Genomic DNA, 23,421 nt, shown 5'->3' on the forward strand with positions numbered 1-23,421 from the left:
AGGCGGTCTTAAACCGTAACAGCCAATTGTTGAGCAACGTCAGTCAGCTGTTCTGTAGTGGTATTCACCTCACTCACGGCAGAGGCGGTTTCTTGGGCACCCAGGTTAATGGTGTTAATCGCGGAAACCGCTTGCTGAACCACGACCGCCTGCTGTTTAGAACTCTGAGCAATCGTTTGACTACTTTCAAACACCTCCTGAATGGACTGGGCCATTTTGACAATCACGTCATTGGTGGATTCCGCTAGTTCAATCCCCTTCGTTGCCGTTTTGGTCCCTTCATCGGTTACCATCACAGTGCTATTAATCGAAGCTTGAATATCCGCAACCAAAGTATTAATCTTGTCAGCCGAACTGCGGCTTTGGTCCGCCAGCTTTCGAATTTCACCGGCAACCACCGCGAAACCTTTTCCTTCTTCACCAGCTCGGGCTGCTTCCACCGCTGCGTTTAGGGCCAGCATGTTCGTTTGGTCCGCAATGCCAGCCACCAGCTGAGACACCGTCGAAATCTGTCCCGTTTGTTCACTCAACTGCATAATTTGTTCAGCAATTTCTCCTACTTTGGTTCGGAGTTCGCCAATCCCTTCCACCGTCTCAGCCACGGATTGGGCTCCATTCTTAGAGAGTTCTAGGGCTTCCTGGGCCCCTTTGGCTGATAAATCAGCTTGCTGGGCCGCTTGCATGGAAGACATCCCTAGCCCTTCAATGGTGACCGTTGTATCTTTAACGGATTGGGTTTGTTCGTTGATGATTTGCTCTTGTTTGCCAACGGTTTCCGCAATGGCGTAAGAGCTGGTGGCCACAGATCCGACGGAATTGGTCAATACTTTTGAAGCTTGTTGAATGGTCCAGAAAATAAATCCTAGAACGATCAAGTTCAAGGCCAACACAACGTACTGGGTATTGCTTAGCCCTTGAACGTTATTGGTGGCTGCATTTTCAGCGGCAGACACAGCTTCGTTGGTTAACTCAAAAAATTTTTCGCTCTCATTAATGACCTGAGCTTTCATACTAGGATTTGACCGATATTGCTCAATCATCTGTCCCAATACTTGCCATTCAGCTTCTACAGCCTGAATTTTGTCTAGGAACGCGGCATCTGTGGCCTTGGGCAAACCCAGTTCAGCATCTCCGTTAATCAAGCCGTTGATGAGACCATCAATTTTCTGGCGAAGTTGATTATCCGGTTTGCCATTCGTTTCCAATTTGACCAAGCGCTGGGTGGCCCCCCGAACAATACCTGCATTGTTCACAACCGTACCGTCGTTTGTGTTGCGACCGATGTTGCTAACGGTGTAAGCAGTGGTGCCTAGGGCAAAAACCGTCAAGCCTGCAACGGTCCATCGGAGTTGGTTTGTAATTTTCATTGAATTGCTGGTGTCCTTTGACTAGTAAAGGTTTGATACGAAGTCCGCAAATAGCGGTCATAAAAAGATTGATCGGCCATCCCTGGCCCTAGGTTCAGATCAGCTAAGCCACACTCAAGACTCCTTGGCTAATCATTTTGGGTAGATCCAGAAGATTGAGGTATTGATTGTCGTAGAGAATCATGCCCTGCAAAAACTCACGGTAAGTAGCGGAGACAGCGGCTGGAATCGGAGCAATCTGGGCTGATGATAAAGCAGTCACATCGATCACCTCATCAACGGTGAGACCTGCCACCACATCGTCCACCTCAAAGACGACTGCTTTTTGAGGTGACTCCCTGGAGTCGTCGGACAGATTTAAAGCTTTTTGGATATTCACTAAGGTCATCACTTCCCCTCTTAAATTGATATTGCCCACAATATGTTGGGGACAACAGGGAATGGGGGTCACGGACCGAATATTGATAAATTCTCGAACCCAACTTAAGTCCAAACCAAAATACTGATTGCCTAGTCCCACAACGGCTAAAGACCGCAAATCAGCAGGATCGGTGTCGGTGGGTGCCTCTCTTAAACTGGCCGCCCGTTGCCGAAAAATGTCTTGATCGGCCTCAGACGCATCGGGGCAGTAACGCTCAAAAAAAGTACCCAGCTTAGGAGGTTGAATGGCAGTGGGTTCAGGCTCAAATGCCTCTTCCAGAGCAGCCTCTAATGGCTGATCTGAGTCAGACTCAGCCGCTTCTAGATCAGCCGTTAACATTTGTTCTGAATCAGAGCCTGATTCAGAATCATTCAGTAACGCTTCCCACTGTTGATGCAGGGCTGCGATCTCATCCGGATCTTCAACCTCTTCTAGGGTCTCTGATGATGGTTCTGATTCTAGGTTGAGTGGAATTTCTGGAAAGTCGGGCTCTGTCCTGTCCAGTTCAGATTCCCAGGCCAGGCTAGCGACCTGATCCGGCTGGCGGATCAGGGTTTCTGGGTTGAGAAACACAATAGGGACCTCTAGTTCCCGGGTGACGCCTTTGATGTAAGGGGAAGCTTGAGACCTTCCGTATTCAACAGATGTATCAATTGCAGCTGCGCCAAACGTCAGTACATCTTGGACCTGATTAACGACGATCCCGACTTGAATGCCTTGCCAGTCCATAATGATGACGGCATCCTTGAGCTTACAATTGGGCTGAGATTGGCCCAATCGACAAGCTAAATGCATAACGGGGACAATTTTTCCCCGTAGATTTAGCATGCCAATAATATCTGGGGGAGCTTCTGCCAGAGGCGTTAGTTCCGGTAAAGGAAAAACTTCTTGTACGAGCTCAGCATCAATTCCATACCACAATTCTTGCAGCTGAAAGATCAGATAAGCTTGATTGTCCATAACCATATGTCCTTTGGAAAAATATTGAACCCATTAGCGACTCATTTGGGGGGAAGGAATGTACTTTTCGATGGCGTTGAGTAATGTCTCTTTTTCAACGGGTTTGGTTAAATAGTGGGTTGATCCCGCCATTTGTCCCTTTACCTTATTTAAAAGGCCGTCTTTGGCCGTCAGCATAATTACAGGTAGGTTTTGGAACTGTGGGATAGATCTCACCGTGCGACAGAGTTCAAAACCATCAACATCAGGCATCGTGACGTCTAACAGCAACAGCTCCACTGAATTTGAATTGTTGTTCAGCACCTGTAGGGCATCTATCGCACTATTGGCGGTCAAGACTTTATAGTGATCTCCGATGGCCCGTTTAATCATGGTTTGGACAACGAGGCTGTCGTCCACACTTAATATTACTGGCAAGCCTTTTTGTTCTGTTGTCGATGGTTGAGCCGTAATTTTAGGCTGAGCTCCCGTGAAGGTTATCCACCCTAGCTTGTGCCAACGGAGATAAAGCTGTCCCAATGCCAACGGGTCTTGCTTCATTTCAGATGCAATTTGCAACAAAGATCTCTGACCGTCTATCCATGTCTGTAAATGTTTCTGTGCATGAGCATCATCAACTGCATGATTTTTGTTGATTTGGATGGGATGGGGAATGGCATCAATGGACGGAATATCCGGTTCAAGGTCAGTCCAGGCCTGTTGACGCTTCACTAATGTTGCTTGCAGTTGTTGCCAATCTAGTCCATGCCGATCTTCTCCATAACAAAGATCAAACTCTGCTTGAGCATTGGTTACCAGTCGGCCTTCATAAGGTAAAAGCTGGTCTAACCTCAAGACCGTTTGGTTAAATATCAATTTCTCGATCTGCTCCCAGGTAAAGAGATTGATGCGAGTATAAATAGATAAATAAGAATGAATGGAGGTTGGATCCTTTACCTTTTTCTCTGCCATTTTGATGGCAGCATTGATAATTTTCAGATTCAACAGTTTCCCAATTTCTTGTGAGAAGTCTATGGGATTAGGCAAGTCATTACCGATATAAGTAATCGCTCCTTCTTTGAAGAAAGCGACTTGTGAGCGGACTATATTTTGGGTATTGATAGAAACATCAATATAGGCGGCTCCACTAAAAGCGTCTTGTCGGAGTTCTTCTAAAGATTGCTGTAATTGTCCAGCTTGGAACTGAAGCATTATTGACCATCCAGATGAAGCATCATTTTTTCTTTTTATACAGGAGAAAAAAACAATCCCAGTATTCTAGTGCCGCGATAAAAAAGCTCAGGTATATAGAGTCCTATAGAGCCTTCTTGTTGAGCGACATCAACTTATACTTAACCGTTGATAATCGCAATCATATACCTGGGTTGCTGTCTAATGTCATGCTTGACATCCTTTGGCGCAAAAAGGGATCTATCTCCTTAGCATGCCCAACAGTTAGGGGATTCTTTTAATTTTTCCTTAAGGAAAAATTAATTTCTTGTTATGAGTGTTTCAATTGGCTGAAATCTCCTTATGGTCAGGCTTTAGGGCTGGGTGGGGGATCATAACCAGCGGTTAATGAAGTCTCCAACTCATCACTTTACTGGACGGCAGGTTCTTTTCTATTACATTGAGTAACTTTTCTTTTCTGACAGGTTTGGTTAGATAGTGGGTTGATCCAGCCATCTGGCCCTTAACCTTATCAATCAATCCGTCCTTGGCCGTCAGCATAATCACCGGCAAATCTCTGAACTTAGAAATGCCTCGAACCGTTTTACAGAACTCGATGCCATCGATATCGGGCATTGTCACATCCAATAGCATCAACTCTATGGGATAGCGATTTAGAAGATTGAGAGCTTCAACAGCGTTACTAGCGGTCAAGAACCGATAGTATTCACATAACGTTCGTTTAAGCATGGTTTGGACAACGACGCTATCATCCACGCTCAAAATTAAGGGTAAGCTCTGTTGAGCAGTTGTAATGGGGTTTCCGCCTAAATATGGGAGCTGATCACCAGCGAAGATTACCCAATTCATCTTTTGCCAATGTAAATAAAGATGGCCCAATTCCAGTGGATCACGCTGTAACCCCTCGGCAATATCCAGTAAGGATCGGTTGCCATCAATCCATATTGTCAGATGCTGTCTAGCATACTCATCCTCTACCGCTTCATAATTCCCTTGCACAATGGGCTGAGGGATCGCGTCCATAGACGGGATTGCAGGAGTCAGAGAGGCCCATGCTTGTTGGCGCTGGGTTAAGGACAAACAGAGCTGCTGCCAATCAAAACCGTGGCCATCCTCACCATAGGCCAGATCAAACTCAACGGTCTCTTCCGTTCTCAGGGTACCGGCATAGGACCAGAGTTGATCGAGATGAAATACCACTTGCGATCGCATCACCTTTTCCAAGGCGTCCCAGCCAAACAGATCGAGGCGAAAGTAAATGGCTAAGTAAGCCAGAATTGAAGTGGAATCTTTGGCCCTTTTTTCTGCTAACAGCATGGCCGCCTTCATGACTTTAAGCTTCAGCTTTTCGCCAACCAGTTGGGAAAACTCAAGAGGCGTAGGTAAGGTTTTACCTGCGTAGGTAATTGCCCCTTTATGAAAGGCAATAACCCGTGATCTGACTTTGTCCTGTTGGCCAAGGGCTGCATTGATATAGACGACACCTGAGAACTCTTCCTGGTGTAGTTGGCCTAGCGTTTTCTGTAATTTTCCTGCCTCGAACTTAAGCATTTCATTCCTCCCCCAAGAGAAAAGTGCCAACTTTAGAAGTCTGTAAAGGGCGACTTTTGAATACTCAGCTTACTAGTTAAAAATCTAGATAAAGCCCACCCTTAAAAAGAGTTGAATCTAGAATAGACGGATATTTTTAAATTCGCTGTTGTTAGTGGCACTGTGCACTTTTAAATTAGTTTGCCCATTTGAAAGGCGGATTGTTGCAGGAGGATTTGGGAAGAAAATAATGCTCAAGAAAATAAATTCAGACACTAAAAAAGTTAAGTTCTGATTGAAAGAAAAATCCTTAAAATCATCATTGATTTTGTATCGGATGTAACTAAATTATTGAATTTTGTATAAAATAATACGGTTTTTATTCATGGCTTATTAAACTCGGCAGTCTCTTGCAGAAGGCTCAGAATTTTATCTATAGATTGGGAAACTCTCAGGGAAAACTCATACCGCTTCGTTTTAATGAGTCTGTAAGTTAAGGGGGCTAGCCCCTCAGTCCCTTTGTTTAATGAGCAATACGCGCTTTCGACCCATACTCAAATCCTCTCGATTGATGTCTTGAAGCTGCAAAAAATAAACAAACATGGCATAGTGCCCATGAATGACCATTCATTACAAATCCATCGTTGACCAATATGACGTATTTAGAATCCGCAGCAAAGTTTTACAGTCAAGTCGCTGAAACCCCAGAAGTGGGCTTATGTTGTGTCCAAAGTACTCCTTTGCAACTGCCGGGCCTGGTGGTGCCTCCGCAAATGCAGGAAATGAACTATGGATGTGGTACAACCGTTCATCCGACAGAATTATCGGGTAACCCTACGGTGCTGTATGTTGGCGTGGGCGGTGGCTTGGAAGCCCTGCAATTTTCCTACTTCTCCCGTCGCCCCGGCGCTGTGGTTGCAGTAGATCCAGTGGATGAAATGCGCAAAGCGGCTGCCCGCAACCTGGAAATTGCCGCCAAAGAAAATGAGTGGTTCGATACCAGCTTTGTCACGATTAAAGAAGGCGACGCCTTTGCCCTACCCGTCCCTGATAACTCCGTGGATGTTGTCGCTCAAAACTGCCTCTTCAATATTTTTGAGCCAGAAGATCTGTCTCGAGCCCTACACGAAACCTATCGCGTCCTCAAGCCTGGTGGTCGCTTGGTCATGAGTGACCCCATTTCCACTCGCCCCATTCCAGAGCATCTCCAGCAGGATGATCGGTTAAGAGCCATGTGTTTGTCTGGTGCCTTAACCTACGAACAATATGTTCAGCGCATTATCCATGCTGGCTTTGGACAAGTCGAAATTCGTGCCCGTCGCCCCTATCGCCTGCTCGATCAGGAAAACTACAAGCTAGATCAGCATTTGCTATTAGAGAGCTTAGACTCCGTTTCCTTTAAGGTAGATATTGCCGATGATGGGGCTTGTGTGTTTACGGGCAAGATGGCGGTTTATACCGGACCTGAAGAGTATTTTGATGACAAGGCTGGTCACATTTTGAGTTTAGGCATTCCCCTCGCCGTGTGTGACAAGACGGCAGCCAAACTCGCCAAAGCCCATCCCCAAGCAATTATGATCACCGACTCAACTTGGTACTACGACGGTGGAGGATGTTGCTAAACGACGCCGTTTGTTGTTGTGGATCGAGCTGTTATGACTGTATCAACTAACTCAACCCTCACCCCGTTTGCCCAAAAGCTGGTTGCCCCCCTGACGAAGCAGACAATTTCAGTGCTGCAAATTAATTTAGGGCGACGGTGCAACTTAGCCTGTAGCCACTGCCATGTCGAGGCTAGCCCTAAGCGGACAGAAGAGCTATCCCCAGAGATCTGTGAGCAGTTGGTTGAATTGATTCATCGATTCCCTCAGATTGAAACCGTAGACTTAACGGGGGGTGCCCCGGAGATGAATTACGGCTTTCGTCCCCTAGTAGAGGCGGCTCGCTCCCACAACAAAGAAGTCATTGTCCGTTCAAATTTAACCATTTACTTTGAGCCGGGTTTTGAAGATTTACCGGACTATTTTGCTCAGCATCAACTACGAGTGGTGGCTTCCTTGCCCTGTTATCTGGAGCAAAATGTAGACAAAATGCGGGGTGATGGCGTTTTTGACAACTCAATCAAAGCGCTGCAGCGGTTGAATCAGTTGGGCTATGGCTCCGATTCGAACTTAACGCTGAACCTAGTGTATAACCCTCAGGTGCCGACTACCCTGGACTTTGCCCTAGCGCCAGATCAGCAGCCCTTAGAACTGGCCTATAAACAACATTTAGGGGAGCAGTTTGGGATTACGTTTAACCATCTGTTTGCGATTACCAATCTCCCCATCGGCCGCACCAAGTTTCATCTGGAACACCGTCAGCTTCATCAGCCCTATCTGCAGTTTTTGGAAGGTCACTTTAATGACTCGACCGTTGAGCATTTAATGTGCCGCAATGAGCTATCCGTGGACTATCTGGGCAATATCTATGACTGCGATTTTAACCAAATGGAAGAGATCCCTGCCACGACCCCTAAGGGGGAACGATTAACGGTGAAGAAGCTATTGGATGCTGGCAGTCTCGATGTAATTGAGGACGTGAAAACAGCGCCCTATTGCTATGGCTGCACCGCTGGGAGTGGTTCGAGCTGCGGCGGTTCTTTGTTATGACATCACACACATTTTTAAAGGTAAATCTATGAATCTTCGTCGCTGGAAAAAAATTCAACCGATATTATTGGCCGCCTTTGCCTTTTTGGTGATTACGGCTTCACCCGCTTGGGCCGCAGATGGGGGTGGGTTTAACCCCCAACAGCTCTTGAAGGATGCTTTATTGTGGATCGAGAGTTTAGGTACTGTAGGTGCGATCGCATTTATCGGTATCTATATTGTTGCCACTGTGGCCTTTTTACCCGGCTCCGTTTTGACCTTAGGAGCTGGTGTTGTTTTCGGGGTGGTTCAAGGCTCTTTTTTGGTCTTTATTGGCGCTACCATCGGTGCGACTCTCGCATTCCTCGTGGGCCGATATGCGGCTCGGGGTTGGATCTCTAAAAAAATTGAAGGCAACGATAAATTCGCAGCCATTGATCGGGCTGTGGGCAAAGAAGGATTTAAGATTGTTCTGTTAACCCGATTGTCCCCCATCTTCCCCTTTAACCTCCTCAACTATGGCATGGGCGTTACGGGTGTCTCTCTTAGAGATTACTTCTTCGGCTCCGTGGGCATGATTCCCGGCACCATTATGTACGTCTATCTGGGATCTCTCGCGGGGAATATTGCTACCCTCGGCACAGGCGATCAACCTTCTAACCCCACCATTACCTGGGCCATCCGCATTATCGGTTTTGTGGCCACGGTTCTTGTGACCGTCTATGTGACGAAAGTGGCCCGCAAAGCCTTGGCAGAAGCAGTCCCTGAAACTGGTACTGCGGTTGAGCAAGAGCTAAGTTAATGCTGCAAGAAGGACTACGCCATCGGCAAGTGAAAGGTCGCAGACGATTACTAGCAGGATTGGTAGGGGTGTTGTTGCTTCCCTTCGCCATCCGGTATGTTCCCTTGCTGTTTGACCAGATGCATTTGGTGGAGTTTGTTCAATCCCATGGTTTATGGGGGGCGATCATCTTTATCCTGCTGCATATTGTCGCCACGGTGTTGGGGGTCCCTGGAGTCATTTTGACCATCGTGGGAGGTGTCTTGTTTGGCCTGCTGTGGGGGAGCTTTTTATCCCTAGCAGGAGCCACCTTGGGAGCCATGGGAGCCTTCTGGATGGCCCGTTACCTATTGTTAGATTGGGCCCAGAGACGTGTGCGAGATCGCAAGCTGCTCTGTACGTTTAACCAAGCCGTGCTCCAGCATCCATTCAGCTTTGTCCTGATTGTTCGCTTTGCGCCTATTTCTCCCTTTAATTTAGTGAATTTCCTGTTTGGCATGACCACCATTCATTGGTTTCCCTACAGTTTAGGAACGCTGATTGGAATTATTCCTGGGGTGATTGCCTATACCTGGATCGGGGTTGCCGGGAATGATGCCATGCATGGTAAAGGCCCTTGGCCCTTGGTGATTGCCTGTACCTGCCTAGCGGTGCTGTCGGCAATGCCTTTGTTACTGCGTAAGAAGCGATCGCTGACTTAAGCCCTTTTTAGGTTCGCGGCCCCTAAACCAGAAGCTGCCACAGAATCACAAATAGAGACAAGATAGACCCGACAAATCCCAACGACCGCAAAACTGGTACGCCAATAATGTAGGCAAAGGCATGAAAGACCCTGCAGGCCACCATAACGATTGCGGTCAGATTAATCAGTGGGTTGGCAGTTCCCGACAACTGAACGACGAGCAGGGTCACCACCAACATCGGTAAATTTTCATAATGGTTGCGCTGAGCCCGCTCTGCCCGTTGAGCCCAGGGGGGAATCTCTGGCATAGTGTCCCGGTTGCTGGTGGCCCATTCCATTCCCCCTTCTGCAAACCGCGCCAGGGTGGGGATGTAATTGAGGGGAAGAGACCACATGGCTAGTGCCAGGGCACAAAATAATACTGTTGTCATAGCCGGTTAATCTAAGCAAAATACCAATAGCCCTAATGGTACTGAGCAATGGAATATTTGTGTGCTACAGCAAGGTAAAAGTCCTGAAAATTGCCCTATGCCATATATTTAGACTCAGGGGCAAGACTGAAATGGATTTTAAGCAGATTGGTACTCGAATCGATCTTGCGATCGCAACAAGGATGTCGCGCCCCTCGCCGTTAGGGGTGGGGCAAACAAAAAGCCTTGGCCGTGGGTACAGTTGAGAGAATTGAGGTAATTAAGCTGGATTTTATTTTCAACCCCTTCTGCTACTACCTGTAGATCCAAATTATTGGCTAATAAGAGAATCGAACGGATAATGGCTTGCCCCTCTGCTCCCATATCGATTCGTTGGACAAAGGTTTGATCGATTTTTAGGGCATTAATCGGTAGGCTATACAGGTAGCTGAGAGAAGAATAGCCCGCTCCAAAATCATCCAGATAGAGTTCTAGCCCCAGCTCCCGCAATTGTTTCAGTAAACTTATCGTCGTCTGATCATTGCGAATAATCGTGCTTTCCGTTAGCTCTAGTTTCAGATGGGTGGGGTCGATGCGAGAGGCAGCTATGATATCCGCCACCTTAGTGACCAAATCGCTATGAAACAGCTGTTTAGCCGATAAATTAACGCTAATGCGCAGGGTCTCATAATCTGGAAGACGCTGCCATTGACGGAGTTGATTGCAGGCCTGCTGCAAGACCGATAATCCTAAGTCCTGGATCATGCCGGACTCCTCAGCAATGCCAATCAGATCCGAGGCGGCGATGGGTTGATGGTTGCTGTCGTACCAGCGGATCAACGCCTCGAAGGCGTCAATGGCTCCAGTTTTTAGACAAACAATAGGCTGGTAGTAAATTTCAAAGGCTTGGCGTTCAATGGCTCGCCGCATTTCCGTTTCCAACTGAGATCGCGCCATTGTCTGGGACTGCATGCCCGTATTAAAGACCTTATGGCAGCCCTTGCCGGCGGACTTAGCCTGGTACATGGCCACATCCGCATCCTGAAGCACCTGTTCAGCATCGTGGTAGCCAAAGTTGCTGAGGGTAATGCCAATGCTGACATCAATGAAAATTTCATGTACCCCTAAATTAAAGGGTAGGGTCAATTGTTGTCGCAGGCGCTCTGCTGTGGAGGTCGCATCTTCTTGGTTTTGGAGGCCATTGAGCAAAATAACAAATTCATCTCCACCTAAGCGAGAGGCCGTATCACCGGGACGCAAAGAAGAGAGCAGCCGTTCAGCAATGCCCATCAGCAACTGATCGCCCACTCCATGTCCCATGCTGTCGTTAATGATTTTGAACCGATCTAAATCCAAGAACAGTACTGCAAACAGATAATCGGGATAGCGCTGCAGCTGTTTGAGGGATTGTTCGAGCCGATTAATAAATAGGGCGCGATTGGGTAGATCCGTTAGGGGATCGTGGAAGGCATGATGGAGCAGTTCTGTCTCTTTTTGGTGATGCTTTAAGGCTCCACTAAGACTTGCCACCAAGGTTTGCAATAGGGAAATATCGGGCGTAGACCATTGGCGCTCAATATGACGATTTTCAAAGCTCATAAATCCCCAGAGCTGGTCCTCGATAATGATGGGGAGTAGAAACACCGAGCAAATGTCAGCTCGTTTTAGATGCGATCGCTCAATCTCATGAAAATCTCGGGTTAGCTGGGAAAACGGTAGACGACGAACCAAGGACTGGTACCACCGTCGTTGACCAATCACATCGGAGGGAACGGTCCAAGGCAAATGTAAACTGGACGCTGACTCGGTCTTTTTTACCCAGGCATAGCGCAGCTGGGGGGTAAGCACGCCAGCGGTCGATGTATGGAGTTCACAAACATAGAGGCGATCGATCTGGGCGGCATTGCCGACTACTGCCAGGGCCTTGGTGACAGCTGTATTGAAATGGGAACCCGTGAGCAGATATTGACTGGCTTCTGCCACGGCGGTCAGTAGGTTATCCCGCTGTTGCTGAGCTAGTCGATGCTGGAGGTGTTCCGTGCGATCCAGCCAACAACCGATCAGTTCTAGTCCGGGTCCGTTGGGTTTCGACACGAGCTGAAAAATATTCTGAACCCAGCGATACCCTAACTGTTTATGAAAAAAACGGTACTCACACTCCTGCCAAACATCTAATGTGCCTTGGCTAAGGGTTTCTAAGGCCAGAGACCGATCGTCAGGATGGATCAGGGAGAGCCAGCGGGTTGGCTCTGCTAGCAAATCCTGATCTGTATAGCCAAACAGGGAGGTAACGCTCTTAGAAACAGCCGTTAATTCATAGGCACCTGGACAGCTGCTATACATAACCGCAGGGCAAGCAGCAGACAGATGATCTAATTTGGACTGTTGGTCGCTTTTCACGATTTCGGACAGCGGAGGGAACGTCACACCAAAATTACTCCAAGCACAGGTAAAACATGACTTTCACCAATTGAAATGGCGTAAATTCACGTATATTTCTGAATACTGGCTGAATAAACCTGCTTCCCTCAAAGGGTACGAGGTGATTTAGGCGGTTGTCCTCCGCAAATATACGGACATGTTTAAACAGAATATTTCGTATTATTAAGCTCGATTTCTAGGACTAGTAATTGGTCCTATTGACGGGCTCTTTTCATGAGAGCTGTAATTCTTCAAAGCCTTGTAGTGCTATGGCTTGTCAATCTTTGATCGGAGGATAGGGGTTGTTGCAGTTTGAGATTGCTTTGTGTCTAACCACGCTAGACCTGCCCCCAAGGCTTCGGCAAGGGTGTTCATCAATCGATACAAAGCGACACTGCCCAACGCTACCCCGTAGGAAAGGGTGGAGGCCTCGGTCAGGACGCCGGGGCGAATCATCAGCTGACAAACGGTGAGTTCAAACACGCCGACTCCCCCTGGAATCCCAGGAGTGACAAATCCCAGCAGCCAACCAATACTGAAAATGCTAATCAAACGCGGAATCGCTTCAATCTCTACAGGCGTAAGGGCTTGGACGGTGAGAGCAAATCCCAGACCCCTCAGGACAATAATGCTAATTTCACCCAGTAAAGGACGCCAGGGATAGTGCTTGAGCAGGAAGGGTTTAGGTCTTCTTTTCGATTTGGATTTAGAAATAACGGCTCCGAGTTGAGACAGCCGTCGAATCAGAAACCGCAAAATTTTAGGATGGACAATAACTAAGGCAGCTAGTAGTCCCAAGCCTGCCGTCCATAGCCCCCCCTGCGGTACGCTTAATAACCCCAGAATCAACCCTGCTGAAATCATTAGAAGAGTGTCGAGAATGACACTAAGGGAGGCAGCGGTGAGAGGAATTCCTACGTTTTGGGCAGCAAGGGTTCGACCATAAAGGTGGAGGAGATTGCTGGGTAAGTATTTGGCAATATTAGTGGTTAGGTAAATCTGGGTTGCCCAAATATTGCTGACGGGATGTCCTAAATCCTCTAAAATCCAGCCCCAAACCCACCCAGTCCAGGTAAAGGCAAATAGGGTGATACCGGTTGCGATCGCAACGCTAGCCCAAGCCGACAGAGTAATCTGAATGGCTGCAATCGCCTGCCAATGCTCGAATAGGGCTTTCCCTAAAAAGGCCAAAACCGCCATCAGCAAGCCAGCGAAAAAAACGGACTTATAGCTTGCCCATAGCTGCTTCACCCAGCTCCATCGCTGCTCCATAAAAATATGCTCTAACTTGGGTATAGACCGCTAGTCTTTATTAATCAGGACTGAGTCCTTTGGCTTTCAGCCAGTCTGGATTAAACAACTTAGACTGATAGCGAGTGCCGCTATCACAAAGCACCGTGACAATGGTATGCCCAGGCCCCATCTCTTTGGCGAGGGCGACCGCTGCGCCCACATTGATGCCGACCGATCCCCCTAAAAACAGGCCATCTTCTCGCAATAGCTGGTAAATGATCCGTAGCGCTTCGGGGTCATCCACTTGAATGGCATCATCGATGGGAGCCCCTTCCAAATTAGCGGTGACCCGGCTATTGCCAATGCCCTCGGTAACCGAATTGCCTTCCGGCTTAATTTCTCCGGTTTTGACATAGCTATAGAGACCGCTCCCCATGGGGTCCGCCAAAATCGTTTTGAGATTGGGGTTTTGCTCTTTGAGATAGAGAGCTACTCCGGCATAGGTGCCGCCGGTCCCCGTGGAGGTGACCCAGGCATCGATCTTGCCATCGGTCTGCTGCCAGATTTCGGGGCCGGTGCCTTCATAATGGGCGAGACGATTGGCCAAATTGTCGAATTGGTTGGCCCACACAGCATTGTCTAGTTCGTCAGCGATGCGGCCCGACAGTTTGACATAGTTGTTGGGATCACGATAGGGCACCGCTGGCACCGCTCGAACTTCAGCCCCCAATAGCCGTAACGCATCCATCTTCTCTTGGGATTGGGTTTCGGGAATCACGATTAAACATTTGTAGCCCTTAGCATTGCAGATATGGGCCAGGCCAATCCCCGTATTACCTGCCGTCCCTTCTACTACTGTGCCGCCGGGTTTAAGCACCCCTCTTTTTTCAGCGTCATTGATCATAAACAGAGCAGCCCGATCCTTAACGGACCCCCCCGGATTTAAGAACTCAGCTTTGCCCAAAATTTCGCAGCCGGTTTGCTCACTGAAACTATTGAGGCGAATGAGGGGAGTGTTGCCAACTGCGCCGACAAAGCCGTGTTTAATGTCCATGGTCGCGGAAAAGATTTACATATTTGCCTATCTTCCCACGACATGTCCGGCTGTGACCAAGGGTTATGGCTCCGCTGTCCCAGTGTTTCCCAAAATTGAGAAATTCCCCAAACCGATGGTGCAAAGGGTCTGCTGTGTATGTTACGCTAATAAACCGTCGGCGCTTGATGAAAGCTAACGCATCAGCTACTTTCACTAACCGACCAATTGGCTCAGTAGCTCAGTGGTTAGAGCAGGGGACTCATAAGCCCAAGGTCGCAAGTTCAAATCTCGCCTGAGCCATTTATCAAATTTGGAGTATCTGAAGGCTCACAAAGAAGATGGCCTTCGATATAAGTTAGCTTAAATTGTCGGTTTGTGAGGTTGAGACAGTCTCTCCTTACCCTTTGGCTAGGCAACACAAAGACACCTACTCTGCATTTTTCGCCGATTGGGATGTGATCTACTGCTCAAGATTAAGTGAGGGACGTGATCTGTCCGCAACCTGTAAGGGATTGAACTCCTGTTTAATTTCGTAATGAATTCAACATGGCCTCTCGAAAACGTGACTTACCCACTAAGATTTGCCCAGTTTGTGGATTGCCATTTACCTGGCGCAAGAAATGGCGCAATTGTTGGGACGATGTTATTTACTGTTCTAAGAAATGTCGCAGAAATCGTAAATCATCGTCTTAACGTAAGGTTTTTTCATGTATTGAGAAAGTTAGGAGGCGTAACATACTCGGCTAAGTCCTAGAATGCTAAAGATCCTGGATTCAATGTCTTGGAGCTGTTCAAAGGTGCTGGCGTAGAGGCTGTTTTGGCTGCGGAGATGCTGGTGGACTTTGACCAGCAGTTCTAGTTCACTCATCATCCGAGTGGTCTCTGACTCATTTGGGTAGAGACTGGCAATAACTCGATTGATATCGGCGGTGGTATTAGCTATCAGCTGAGCACCTTGTGCAACGGCGGATTGGAGTTCCTGACCATGTTGTTTGATCAACTGACGAATGTAATAACCTGTGGTGGCTAAAAGTTGGTGTTGAGGCATCATGCTAATCAGTCCTGTAGAGATGGATGAAGACGAGATGGAGCCTGAGACAGGCTACTGGTGCGTTCTGATCGTGATGGGGACTTTTGTGATGTTCTGAGTATTGCAGGGTCAGTTTTTTGTTCTTGTCTGATTCTGCGTTTTAGTTGTATAAGTTCGTCTTTCCTTGCTGGTGTTCATATTAAAAGTCTGCAAAAAATCCTGAATCCGTCGATGCTCTTCGGCAATTTCCTTAAAATATTGACTATAGAACGTCCGTTGCAGGTGATTTTAGTTTGATTCGATGCCAAAAATGATGCAGATTGATCCTGCCGAGATCATTGCGGGGTACCGTCAAGGCTATTTTCTGATGGATAACGGTGATGGGTTGGGATGGTATTCCAGTCAGACCCGAACGATTATGCCTTTGGATGAACGGTTTCGCTACCCAAAATCCCTCCGTCGGAGTCTGAACCAAAACCGATTTACCTCAGCCATCAATCGCGATTTTTTTGGGGTGGTTGAAGGCTGTGCCAATCGTGACTCGACCTGGATTTCTGATGAACTGAAGATGATCTATTTGCTTTTGTATAAGGCCGGGTGGGCATTTAGCTTTGAAACTTGGCAAGATGATCAGCTGGCAGGCGGCATCCTCGGATTAGTGATTGGTGGGGTATTTATTGGTGAATCGATGTTTTTCCACATCTCTGAAGGGTCTAAAGCTGCAATGGTGATGTTGGTCGATCATTTGAGATCGCAACAATTTACCTTGTTCGATGTTCAGATTATCAATCCCCATTTGGAGCGATTTGGGGCTTACACTATTTCTGAGCAAGAGTATCAGCAGCAGCTTCAAGCCGCGATTCAGCTGCGGCGGGCTTTTAAGACTGGTTCCTAGAAGACAGCAATCTTAAATGTGGGGTTTTGTCCTGAATAACACCCAAACTTAGGTGTATACTGCGGACGACTTGTGACTTAACATTGTGGTAGAGAGATTTGGCACACTGGGAGTATCCCCGCACCTATCCTCCACTCCCATGATTAAAATTGATTTCACCGCAGAGGAAATCCAACAACTCAATTACGAACGCTATCATCACCCTCACCCACGGGTGCAGCGACGGATGGAAGTGCTCTACTTGAAGAGTCAAGGTCTTTCCCATACCCAGATCTGCCAGCTTTGTCAGATTAGTCGCCCCACTTTAGCCAAAACTCTTCGTCAGTATCAACAAGGAGGGATTGAAGGGCTGAAGACCCTTGAATATAAAGGTCAACCGAGTCTACTCAACGCTCATAGCGATAGTGTGAGAGCTTACTTTGAGCAACATCCTCCCCGCACCAGTGCAGAAGCTCAAGCGGTCATTGAGCAATTAACAGGCATCAAACGCAGTCCCACCCAAATCAAAGCCTTCCTCAAACGCATCGGTTGTCGTTATCGAAAAGTGGGGTATGTGCCGGGAAAGTCGAGTCTGCCCGAGAAAATTGAGGAGCAAGAGCAGTTTCGACACACTCGCCTTGAACCCTTATTAGAGGAAGCTCAACGCCAAGAGCGTCTTGTCTTTTTTGTGGATGCTGCTCACTTTGTTCACCGTGCTTATCTAGGGTTTGTCTGGTGCATCACTCGGATCTTCATCCCTTCTCCTTCTGGTCGCCAACGTTTCAATGTCCTGGGCGCGCTCGACGCTATCACCAAAGACCTAGTCAGCGTTACCAACCACACCTATATCAATTCTCACAGTATGTGCCTGTTACTGGCCAAGCTGGCGCTACTTGACCCAGTCATACCCATCAGCGTGATTTTAGACAATGCGCGATACCAGAAATGTCAGCTTGTAACGGACTTTGCCGAGATCGTCGATATTGAGCTGGTCTATCTGCCCTCCTATTCACCCCATTTGAATTTGATTGAGCGACTCTGGCGTTTTGTACGCAAGGAATGTCTCTATTCAAAGTATTATGCTGATTTTCCCGCCTTCAAAGGGGCCATTCAACAGTGCATCGACCAGTGTAATGGAGAGCATAAGGCGAAACTCACCACCTTACTATCACTCAAGTTTCAGTCTTTTAAGAAAGTTAATATCTTAGCCGCCTAGAGTATAGTTTTCACAATATTGCAGGAACCCCCTGCATCACCTTTCGTCAAAACGGGAATGGGATTTTATTGACATGGGGAATACACAGTTCAACCTGTTCAATCCAATCCTAAAAAAGGTGTTAGAAACATGTTTAGTGCTCCTCAGCATGCAGTGGCTGTCGCTTGTCTAACTTCAGTGATCGCCGTTGCCCCTGTTCCTATGCGCTCTGCCTTTGCTCAGTCCCAATTTACGGACGTCAGTAGCAATTGGGCTCAACCTTTCATTGATACCCTTGCTCAAAAAAATATAATTAGTGGTTTTCCCGATGGCTCCTTCCGACCTGACCAACCCGTGACTCGGGCTCAGTTTGCTGCCATTGTCCGCCAAGCTTTTAAGTCTCCAGCTACTCGCCTTTCACGCCCTTTTAAGGATGTAAGCTATGCTTACTGGGCTTCTCCAGCCATTGACTATGCTTACACCACAGGGTTCTTGTCGGGCTATACCAACGGATCCTTCCAGCCAGATCAAGAGATCCCTAAGGTACAAGCGTTGGTGGCCATTGCCAGTGGATTAAAGATTCAACCTGTGGGGTCTGTGGATAGCACCTTGCTCCGCTTCTACGATGCAGCTCAAATTCCCAACTATGCTAAACCGGGGGTTGCTGCGGCAACGCAACGTAATATTCCTGTGAATTATCCAAATGCGGCTACCTTAAATCCGAATCAACAAGCCACTCGGGCCGATATTGCTGCCTATATTTATCAAGCATTAGTTAGTCAGGGACGCTTGGCTCCCATTGGCAGTAATTTCCCTGCCTCACAATATATTGTTCAGGGCGGCTCTCTCCCGGCGACACCCTCAGAAGCTGGTACTGGAACTTTAGCGGTGGGGACTGAGCTTCCCGTTCAGTTAGAAGGAGCAGAACCCGGTGCCAATCTCGTGATGACCGTGGGCGAAAATGTTGAAACCACGTTTGTCGTTGCGGAAGATGTGGTGAATACCCGTCAACAGGTTGTTATCCCTGAAGGCAGTAAGATTGTCGGTCGTTTCCAGCCCTTTGAAGTAAACAAGACCTTAGGGACTCAGTTCACGGCCAGTAAATTAATGATTGGCAATACGCCCTATACCGTTAATGCGTCTTCTGTTCCCATTGCTGCTCGCAAAAAGAGTTCTCTAAGTATTGCTGATTTAACCGGAAGTATCACCACTCTGGCCGCTTCAGCCGCTTTGGATTCTGCTATTAGTGGGAATGTGCGATTTGGTTCCTTAGTGCCTGGGATTATCCAGACTGGGCAAACCATAGGCAAACAGGTGATCGGCAAATCCGATACCAGTGATGAGGTCATTCTTGTTGAACCCGATCTGATGGGATTAAAGCTCAATGCTGATTTTGAGTTTTTACCGGGTTCAACCACAGCCTTTGTGGATCCTAATTCTGCCAATCTATATCAGGTGGACTCTGGGACAAAGGTCGATCTGGCAGCCCAAACAGACAATGCCAGATACGTCATGGTTCCCGGTGAAACGGTTCCCGTGGAGCTAAAAACGGGACGTTCTATCTATAACCGTCAAAATGAAGTTCTTGTGCCAGAGGGGAGTCTGATTCGTGGCCAGATCGTACCGATGACGGTGAATGGCAAAGAAGGAGCCCAATTTGTGGCTAATGAAATTGTGATTGGCACCCAAACATATCCCATTACTGCTGCTTCAGCAGGGATTTCTCCCTCTTCCTTGCAGTCTTTAAGCCCAGCTGATTTTCAAGGGAATGTGATTGCTTCTCCTGAAGCCAGTCAATCTCTTCGCGGGGTTAGCTCAACTGGCGAGCAACAGTCAGGTGGCTTATTAGGCCTAGGAAGTCTGATTGGTGGAAGCGGTTCCGGTAAAAAGGTGATCTTATTTAACCCCACCTCTGTACAGATGGAGTTTCGTGCTCCCTTGAGCTTAAATAACTTCAATAACTAGAGATAATGGGCTGCCCAAGTTGCCTCGATCAGAGGCAATCCCGGTAGGGGCTTGGGCGGTTACCTTGTCAAGATTTTCATAATTGAAGATTGGCTTTGTCAGGGTTTATCTGCATTATTTGCGATGTAGATAGGCTCTGTATCCATTTTGGAGAAAGGATTGCAGGCTGTTTTTGGGCAATAGTCTACGGGGTATTCAATCTTGCAGAATGTTAACTTATATTATAAATTATAATTATTTATAACCAATTTCTCGCTTTGTTCACCTTGTCAGCATGGACTGAAGCAACTCCTATGGATGTTGTAAGGGTGTCGTTCGTTTTTGCGCTTATCAACTTGTTTTTAAAATAGTCTGGAGATTTAGGTCCCTTGGGTAGGCAACATAAAATTTTGATTGTTGACGACGAAGCAACGATTCGTCGGATTTTGGCGACCCGTCTATCGATGGTTGGATATGAAATTGTGGTTGCTGCTGATGGGGTAGAGGCACTTGAGCAATTTGAAGCTGAAAAACCTGATTTGATTGTGTTAGATGTGATGATGCCCCGCATGAATGGGCTGCAGGTTTGTCAGACCTTACGAGAATCAACGGGTGTTCCTATTATTATGCTGACGGCTCTAGGAGAAGTGAGCGATCGCATTAAGGGATTGGAATTAGGGGCAGATGACTATTTACCCAAGCCTTTTTCTCCTAAGGAGTTAGAAAGCAGAATTCAGGCTATTTTACGGCGAACCGTTCCTGGTAAAGGCAAAGCAGGAGCGGGCCACGCTGCAGAGCAGGTCATTATGGAAATTGGGCCGTTGCGGATTGAAACCCATAAGCGACAGGTTTACTTGCATGGCCAAAGAATTCAACTGACTGGCATCGAATTTGATGTCCTCAAGCTATTAGTCTCCAAGGCTGGTCAGACCGTCTCCCGCTCCGATATTTTGCAGCAAGTATGGGGATACTCTGCTAACCACTATGCCGATTTGCGAGTGGTCGATGTGAATGTCTCCCGGCTTCGTTCCAAGATTGGCGATAGCTCCAAACAACCCGAGTACATTCATACGGACTGGGGGATTGGCTATTTTTTTCAAAAAATGAGAAAAAAATCTCCTGAACAAGTGATGTGTTAGAAGGATTTGATATCCTGTTTTTCTGTCGTACCGAGTAGGGTGTGATGGACTTTTCTTTGAATACCTAAAAACAGTTTTCAAAATGGACAGCTCTGTTTTGGGGATGAATTTTTCAGCGCATTTCTGCCCCTAGGAATTATCTTGAAGACCTTAATGGGCCTTGGCTATACTGGATAAACTAGCTTGAAACAAGGAGAGCTGATTTTGAACGGGCTCGAAACCCTTGAGTTGATCGGCAAAGGCTTCTAAGAACGAACAAAGGTTTGTTATCCTAGGCAAAATTCACCAAAAATTTCGGAGTTAAGGAATTGCAATTATGGCGCTGAGAGATCAAGTCAAAGACGAAGAAACTCAAGCTAGTATTGCTGCAGATTGTGCTCAACTTATGGATCAGCAAGTCGCAGCAAAAACAGGAATTTCGGGTCTAGCCTTGAAGACCGCTTATAAAGCGCTAAAGGGAATTGGTCCAGGATACATTCCCCGGGCTCTCAAAAGCCTAGTGCCTCAAGCTTTAGACGCCTTAGATCCCATGTGGACCGCAGGGGTACAAGCCGGAAACCCAGTAGAGCATCTGAGCCAAAACTCTGCGGAGACCGCAGATGTTTTATTAGGGGTGACGGATAATAAGTTGAGTGTCGCGAAGAATAAGATCGTGATTGCCACCTATAAAAAAGTCCGAAAGTCCGTGAAAGGCGATGTGGAAGCAGCGGTGCCTGGGTTAGCTGAAATTCTTGGTAATTATGCCCATAATTAGGTCGGCTCCATTTCATACCTATTAATTGCTCCATACCTAATTAATTGCTTCATACCTGTTGATTGAAGAGGGTGAGTAGATGTATCCCTCTGCTGGATTAGGTGCTCAGCCCTTTATGTCATCCACCCATGCTGGGTTGGATAAACCTAAATGATCTTCCTCTACTCGTTGGTCGCATTGATCCCCATTGCAACAGTATTCTTGCTGTTGGTGGTGGCTCGGCGGCCTGCGAGTCAAGCCATGCCTTTGTCTTACCTAGTGACGGTTGGTATTGCGTTGGGCGTTTGGCGGGTTCCTGGGGTAGAAGTGGCCGCCTCTAGTCTTCAGGGCTTGGTGGCCGCGGCTGAGATTCTGTATATCGTTTTCGGCGCAATTTTGCTGCTCAATACCCTACAAGAATCCGGTGCGATCTCAACCATTCGCCAAAGTTTATTAGGTATCTCCCCCGATCCTAGGGTGCAGGTGATTATCATTGCCTGGTTGTTTGGCAGTTTTATTGAAGGGGCTTCTGGGTTTGGTACCCCTGCAGTAATTACCGTGCCGTTGTTGGTCGCCATTGGCTTTCCGGCCATGGCCGCCGTGGTGGCTGCGTTAATTATTCAGAGTACGCCTTCGACCTTTGGGGCAGTGGGGACGCCGATCATTATCGGTATTGAAGCGGGCTTAGACGGTGTGCCTGCAGTCAAGGAACAGCTGGTTGAATTAGGATTAACTCAACCTGAGTATCTGACCCTGATTGGGCGATGGGCTGGTCTGATGCATGGTGTCGTGGGGACTTTTCTGCCCCTGGTTCTCGTGATGGTACTCACGGCTGGTTTTGGGGCACGTCGATCCCTTAGGGATGGGCTAGGGGCATGGAAGTTTGCCTTGTTTGCCGGACTTGCGTTTACGATTCCCTATACCCTAACCGCTTACTTTCTGGGACCGGAATTCCCTACTTTGATTGGGGGGTTAGTGGGGTTGGGGCTGGTGATTCCTGCTGCTCAGAGGGGGCTGTTTACCCCTCAAACCCTTTGGGAATTTCCGTCCGAATCAGAGGTCAATCCCGCCCCCTTGGTCAGCAACCCACCCCAAAGCGGTCTGACTGCTCGGCAAGCATGGTTGCCCTATGGGTTACTGGGGGGTTTTTTACTATTGTCGCGTCTGGAGTTTTTGCCCCTTCGCAGGGGACTGCAGTCTTTATCGCTAACTTGGACGAATATCTTGGGGACAGAGGTCGGTGCTGCGACGCGGCCTCTCTACCTGCCGCCAACGGTTTTTCTTCTGGTGGTCATGATTACGTTTTATCTGCATCGGATGTCGATTCAATCGATGCAGCGAGCGGTCATCCGAACCCTGCCCATCTTGCAAAAGACAGCGCTGGCCTTGGGGTCGGCAGTTCTGATGGCCAGGGTATTTATCAACACAGGTATCAATTCAGCCGGTCTGGCGAGTATGCCCCTGGCGTTAGCGGAGGGTATGGCAACCCTCGCGGGGCAATCCTGGCCGTTTTTTGCCCCGATGGTGGGGATGGTGGGGTCCTTTGTGGCGGGGAGTGTAACTGTAAGCAATATGATGTTTGCGCTCTTTCAATTTGGGGTTGCCTCCCAAATCGATGTACCGACGGCAGTGATCTTAGGGCTGCAATGTGTGGGAGCCTCTGCTGGCAATATGATCTGTGTGTCCAATATTGTCACGGCGGAAGCGACGGTTGGTCTGGCGGGCTGTGAAGGTCTGCTGATTCGAAAAGTCTTGATGCCGACACTGTACTATTTGATTTTTGCAGGTATTTTAGGTGGATTAATTGTCCTGCTGGCCCCAATCGTTATAGGTAGCAGCTAGCGAAGTGGGGGTGTAAAGACATT

Annotated in this window: 20 protein-coding genes and 1 tRNA gene; 12 read left to right on the top strand and 9 right to left on the bottom strand. The window is 47.8% G+C overall.

All coding sequences use genetic code 11. The annotated features are described in order from the left end of the window. Positions 1 to 8 precede the first annotated feature (8 nt). The 4 genes from AM1_RS22995 to AM1_RS23010 all read right to left on the bottom strand — a co-directional run bounded on the left by AM1_RS22995 (position 9) and on the right by AM1_RS23010 (position 5,469). Positions 9 to 1,367, bottom strand: coding sequence for a methyl-accepting chemotaxis protein (locus AM1_RS22995; RefSeq protein ID WP_012165313.1), 1,359 nt, complete (start codon positions 1,365 to 1,367; stop codon positions 9 to 11). A gap of 103 nt (positions 1,368 to 1,470) precedes the next feature. Next, the gene (locus tag AM1_RS23000) at positions 1,471 to 2,748 is read right to left on the bottom strand and encodes a chemotaxis protein CheW (protein WP_012165314.1); all 1,278 of its coding nucleotides are present in this window, start codon (positions 2,746 to 2,748) and stop codon (positions 1,471 to 1,473) included. Positions 2,749 to 2,781: 33 nt separating this feature from the next. Further along, positions 2,782 to 3,939 carry a response regulator gene (locus AM1_RS39935; RefSeq protein ID WP_012165315.1) on the bottom strand — a complete coding sequence of 386 codons (1,158 nt, stop codon included), beginning with the start codon at positions 3,937 to 3,939 and terminating at the stop codon, positions 2,782 to 2,784. Between the two features lie 363 nt (positions 3,940 to 4,302). Continuing rightward, positions 4,303 to 5,469, bottom strand: a complete 1,167-nt coding sequence (locus AM1_RS23010) for a response regulator (RefSeq protein WP_012165316.1) — start codon at positions 5,467 to 5,469, stop codon at positions 4,303 to 4,305. 632 nt (positions 5,470 to 6,101) lie between these two features. On the opposite strand from AM1_RS23010, the gene arsM reads away from it, so the two are divergent. Genes arsM through AM1_RS23030 form a run of 4 tightly spaced genes read left to right on the top strand, consistent with a single transcriptional unit; the run spans position 6,102 to position 9,560 of the window. After that, positions 6,102 to 7,070 (top strand): arsenosugar biosynthesis arsenite methyltransferase ArsM, encoded by a 969-nt coding sequence (gene arsM, locus AM1_RS23015; RefSeq protein WP_012165318.1) that lies wholly within the window; start codon positions 6,102 to 6,104, stop codon positions 7,068 to 7,070. Between the two features lie 33 nt (positions 7,071 to 7,103). Next, positions 7,104 to 8,099 (top strand): arsenosugar biosynthesis radical SAM (seleno)protein ArsS, encoded by a 996-nt coding sequence (gene arsS, locus AM1_RS23020; RefSeq protein WP_012165319.1) that lies wholly within the window; start codon positions 7,104 to 7,106, stop codon positions 8,097 to 8,099. A gap of 28 nt (positions 8,100 to 8,127) precedes the next feature. Then, positions 8,128 to 8,880 (top strand): TVP38/TMEM64 family protein, encoded by a 753-nt coding sequence (locus tag AM1_RS23025; RefSeq protein ID WP_012165320.1) that lies wholly within the window; start codon positions 8,128 to 8,130, stop codon positions 8,878 to 8,880. Beyond that, a complete protein-coding gene (locus AM1_RS23030) occupies positions 8,880 to 9,560 on the top strand; it encodes a TVP38/TMEM64 family protein (RefSeq protein ID WP_012165321.1) in 681 nt (226 codons plus the stop codon). The genes AM1_RS23025 and AM1_RS23030 overlap by 1 nt, the downstream gene beginning before the upstream one ends. 22 nt (positions 9,561 to 9,582) lie before the next feature. Here AM1_RS23030 and AM1_RS23035 read toward each other — a convergent pair whose 3' ends face one another. From AM1_RS23035 to AM1_RS23050, 4 genes are all read right to left on the bottom strand, one after another. Continuing rightward, on the bottom strand, positions 9,583 to 9,972 hold the full coding sequence (locus AM1_RS23035) for an MAPEG family protein (protein WP_012165322.1): 390 nt from the start codon (positions 9,970 to 9,972) through the stop codon (positions 9,583 to 9,585). A 138-nt stretch (positions 9,973 to 10,110) separates the two neighbouring features. Then, positions 10,111 to 12,378 carry a bifunctional diguanylate cyclase/phosphodiesterase gene (locus AM1_RS23040; protein ID WP_012165323.1) on the bottom strand — a complete coding sequence of 756 codons (2,268 nt, stop codon included), beginning with the start codon at positions 12,376 to 12,378 and terminating at the stop codon, positions 10,111 to 10,113. A 261-nt stretch (positions 12,379 to 12,639) separates the two neighbouring features. Continuing rightward, positions 12,640 to 13,644, bottom strand: a complete 1,005-nt coding sequence (locus tag AM1_RS23045) for a lysylphosphatidylglycerol synthase domain-containing protein (protein ID WP_012165324.1) — start codon at positions 13,642 to 13,644, stop codon at positions 12,640 to 12,642. A gap of 40 nt (positions 13,645 to 13,684) precedes the next feature. Further along, positions 13,685 to 14,659: a cysteine synthase A gene (locus tag AM1_RS23050; protein WP_012165325.1), complete on the bottom strand. Its 975-nt coding sequence runs from the start codon at positions 14,657 to 14,659 to the stop codon at positions 13,685 to 13,687. Positions 14,660 to 14,868: 209 nt separating this feature from the next. On the opposite strand from AM1_RS23050, the gene AM1_RS23055 reads away from it, so the two are divergent. Further along, a tRNA-Met gene (locus AM1_RS23055) sits at positions 14,869 to 14,941 on the top strand. 246 nt (positions 14,942 to 15,187) lie between these two features. After that, on the top strand, positions 15,188 to 15,334 hold the full coding sequence (locus tag AM1_RS38810) for a DUF2256 domain-containing protein (protein WP_071819963.1): 147 nt from the start codon (positions 15,188 to 15,190) through the stop codon (positions 15,332 to 15,334). A 28-nt stretch (positions 15,335 to 15,362) separates the two neighbouring features. On the opposite strand, the gene AM1_RS23060 is transcribed toward AM1_RS38810, so the two are convergent. Further along, positions 15,363 to 15,692, bottom strand: a complete 330-nt coding sequence (locus tag AM1_RS23060; RefSeq protein WP_041660198.1) for a hypothetical protein — start codon at positions 15,690 to 15,692, stop codon at positions 15,363 to 15,365. A gap of 292 nt (positions 15,693 to 15,984) precedes the next feature. On the opposite strand from AM1_RS23060, the gene aat reads away from it, so the two are divergent. From aat to AM1_RS23090, 6 genes are all read left to right on the top strand, one after another. Then, positions 15,985 to 16,566, top strand: coding sequence for a leucyl/phenylalanyl-tRNA--protein transferase (aat, locus tag AM1_RS23065; protein WP_041660204.1), 582 nt, complete (start codon positions 15,985 to 15,987; stop codon positions 16,564 to 16,566). Positions 16,567 to 16,705: 139 nt separating this feature from the next. Next, complete coding sequence (locus tag AM1_RS23070; protein ID WP_041658446.1) at positions 16,706 to 17,761, top strand: IS630-like element ISAcma14 family transposase; 1,056 nt, start codon at positions 16,706 to 16,708, stop codon at positions 17,759 to 17,761. 129 nt (positions 17,762 to 17,890) lie between these two features. Then, the gene (locus AM1_RS23075; RefSeq protein WP_012165328.1) at positions 17,891 to 19,705 is read left to right on the top strand and encodes an S-layer homology domain-containing protein; all 1,815 of its coding nucleotides are present in this window, start codon (positions 17,891 to 17,893) and stop codon (positions 19,703 to 19,705) included. Between the two features lie 389 nt (positions 19,706 to 20,094). After that, the gene (gene rpaB, locus AM1_RS23080) at positions 20,095 to 20,823 is read left to right on the top strand and encodes a response regulator transcription factor RpaB (protein WP_083776764.1); all 729 of its coding nucleotides are present in this window, start codon (positions 20,095 to 20,097) and stop codon (positions 20,821 to 20,823) included. 316 nt (positions 20,824 to 21,139) lie between these two features. Further along, on the top strand, positions 21,140 to 21,577 hold the full coding sequence (locus tag AM1_RS23085; RefSeq protein WP_010477618.1) for a DUF6918 family protein: 438 nt from the start codon (positions 21,140 to 21,142) through the stop codon (positions 21,575 to 21,577). Positions 21,578 to 21,727: 150 nt separating this feature from the next. Then, the gene (locus AM1_RS23090; RefSeq protein WP_012165331.1) at positions 21,728 to 23,398 is read left to right on the top strand and encodes an L-lactate permease; all 1,671 of its coding nucleotides are present in this window, start codon (positions 21,728 to 21,730) and stop codon (positions 23,396 to 23,398) included. Positions 23,399 to 23,421: the final 23 nt, after the last annotated feature.

Origin of the sequence: Acaryochloris marina MBIC11017 (assembly GCF_000018105.1) — a bacterium.
Taxonomy (GTDB): Bacteria; Cyanobacteriota; Cyanobacteriia; order Thermosynechococcales; family Thermosynechococcaceae; genus Acaryochloris; species Acaryochloris marina.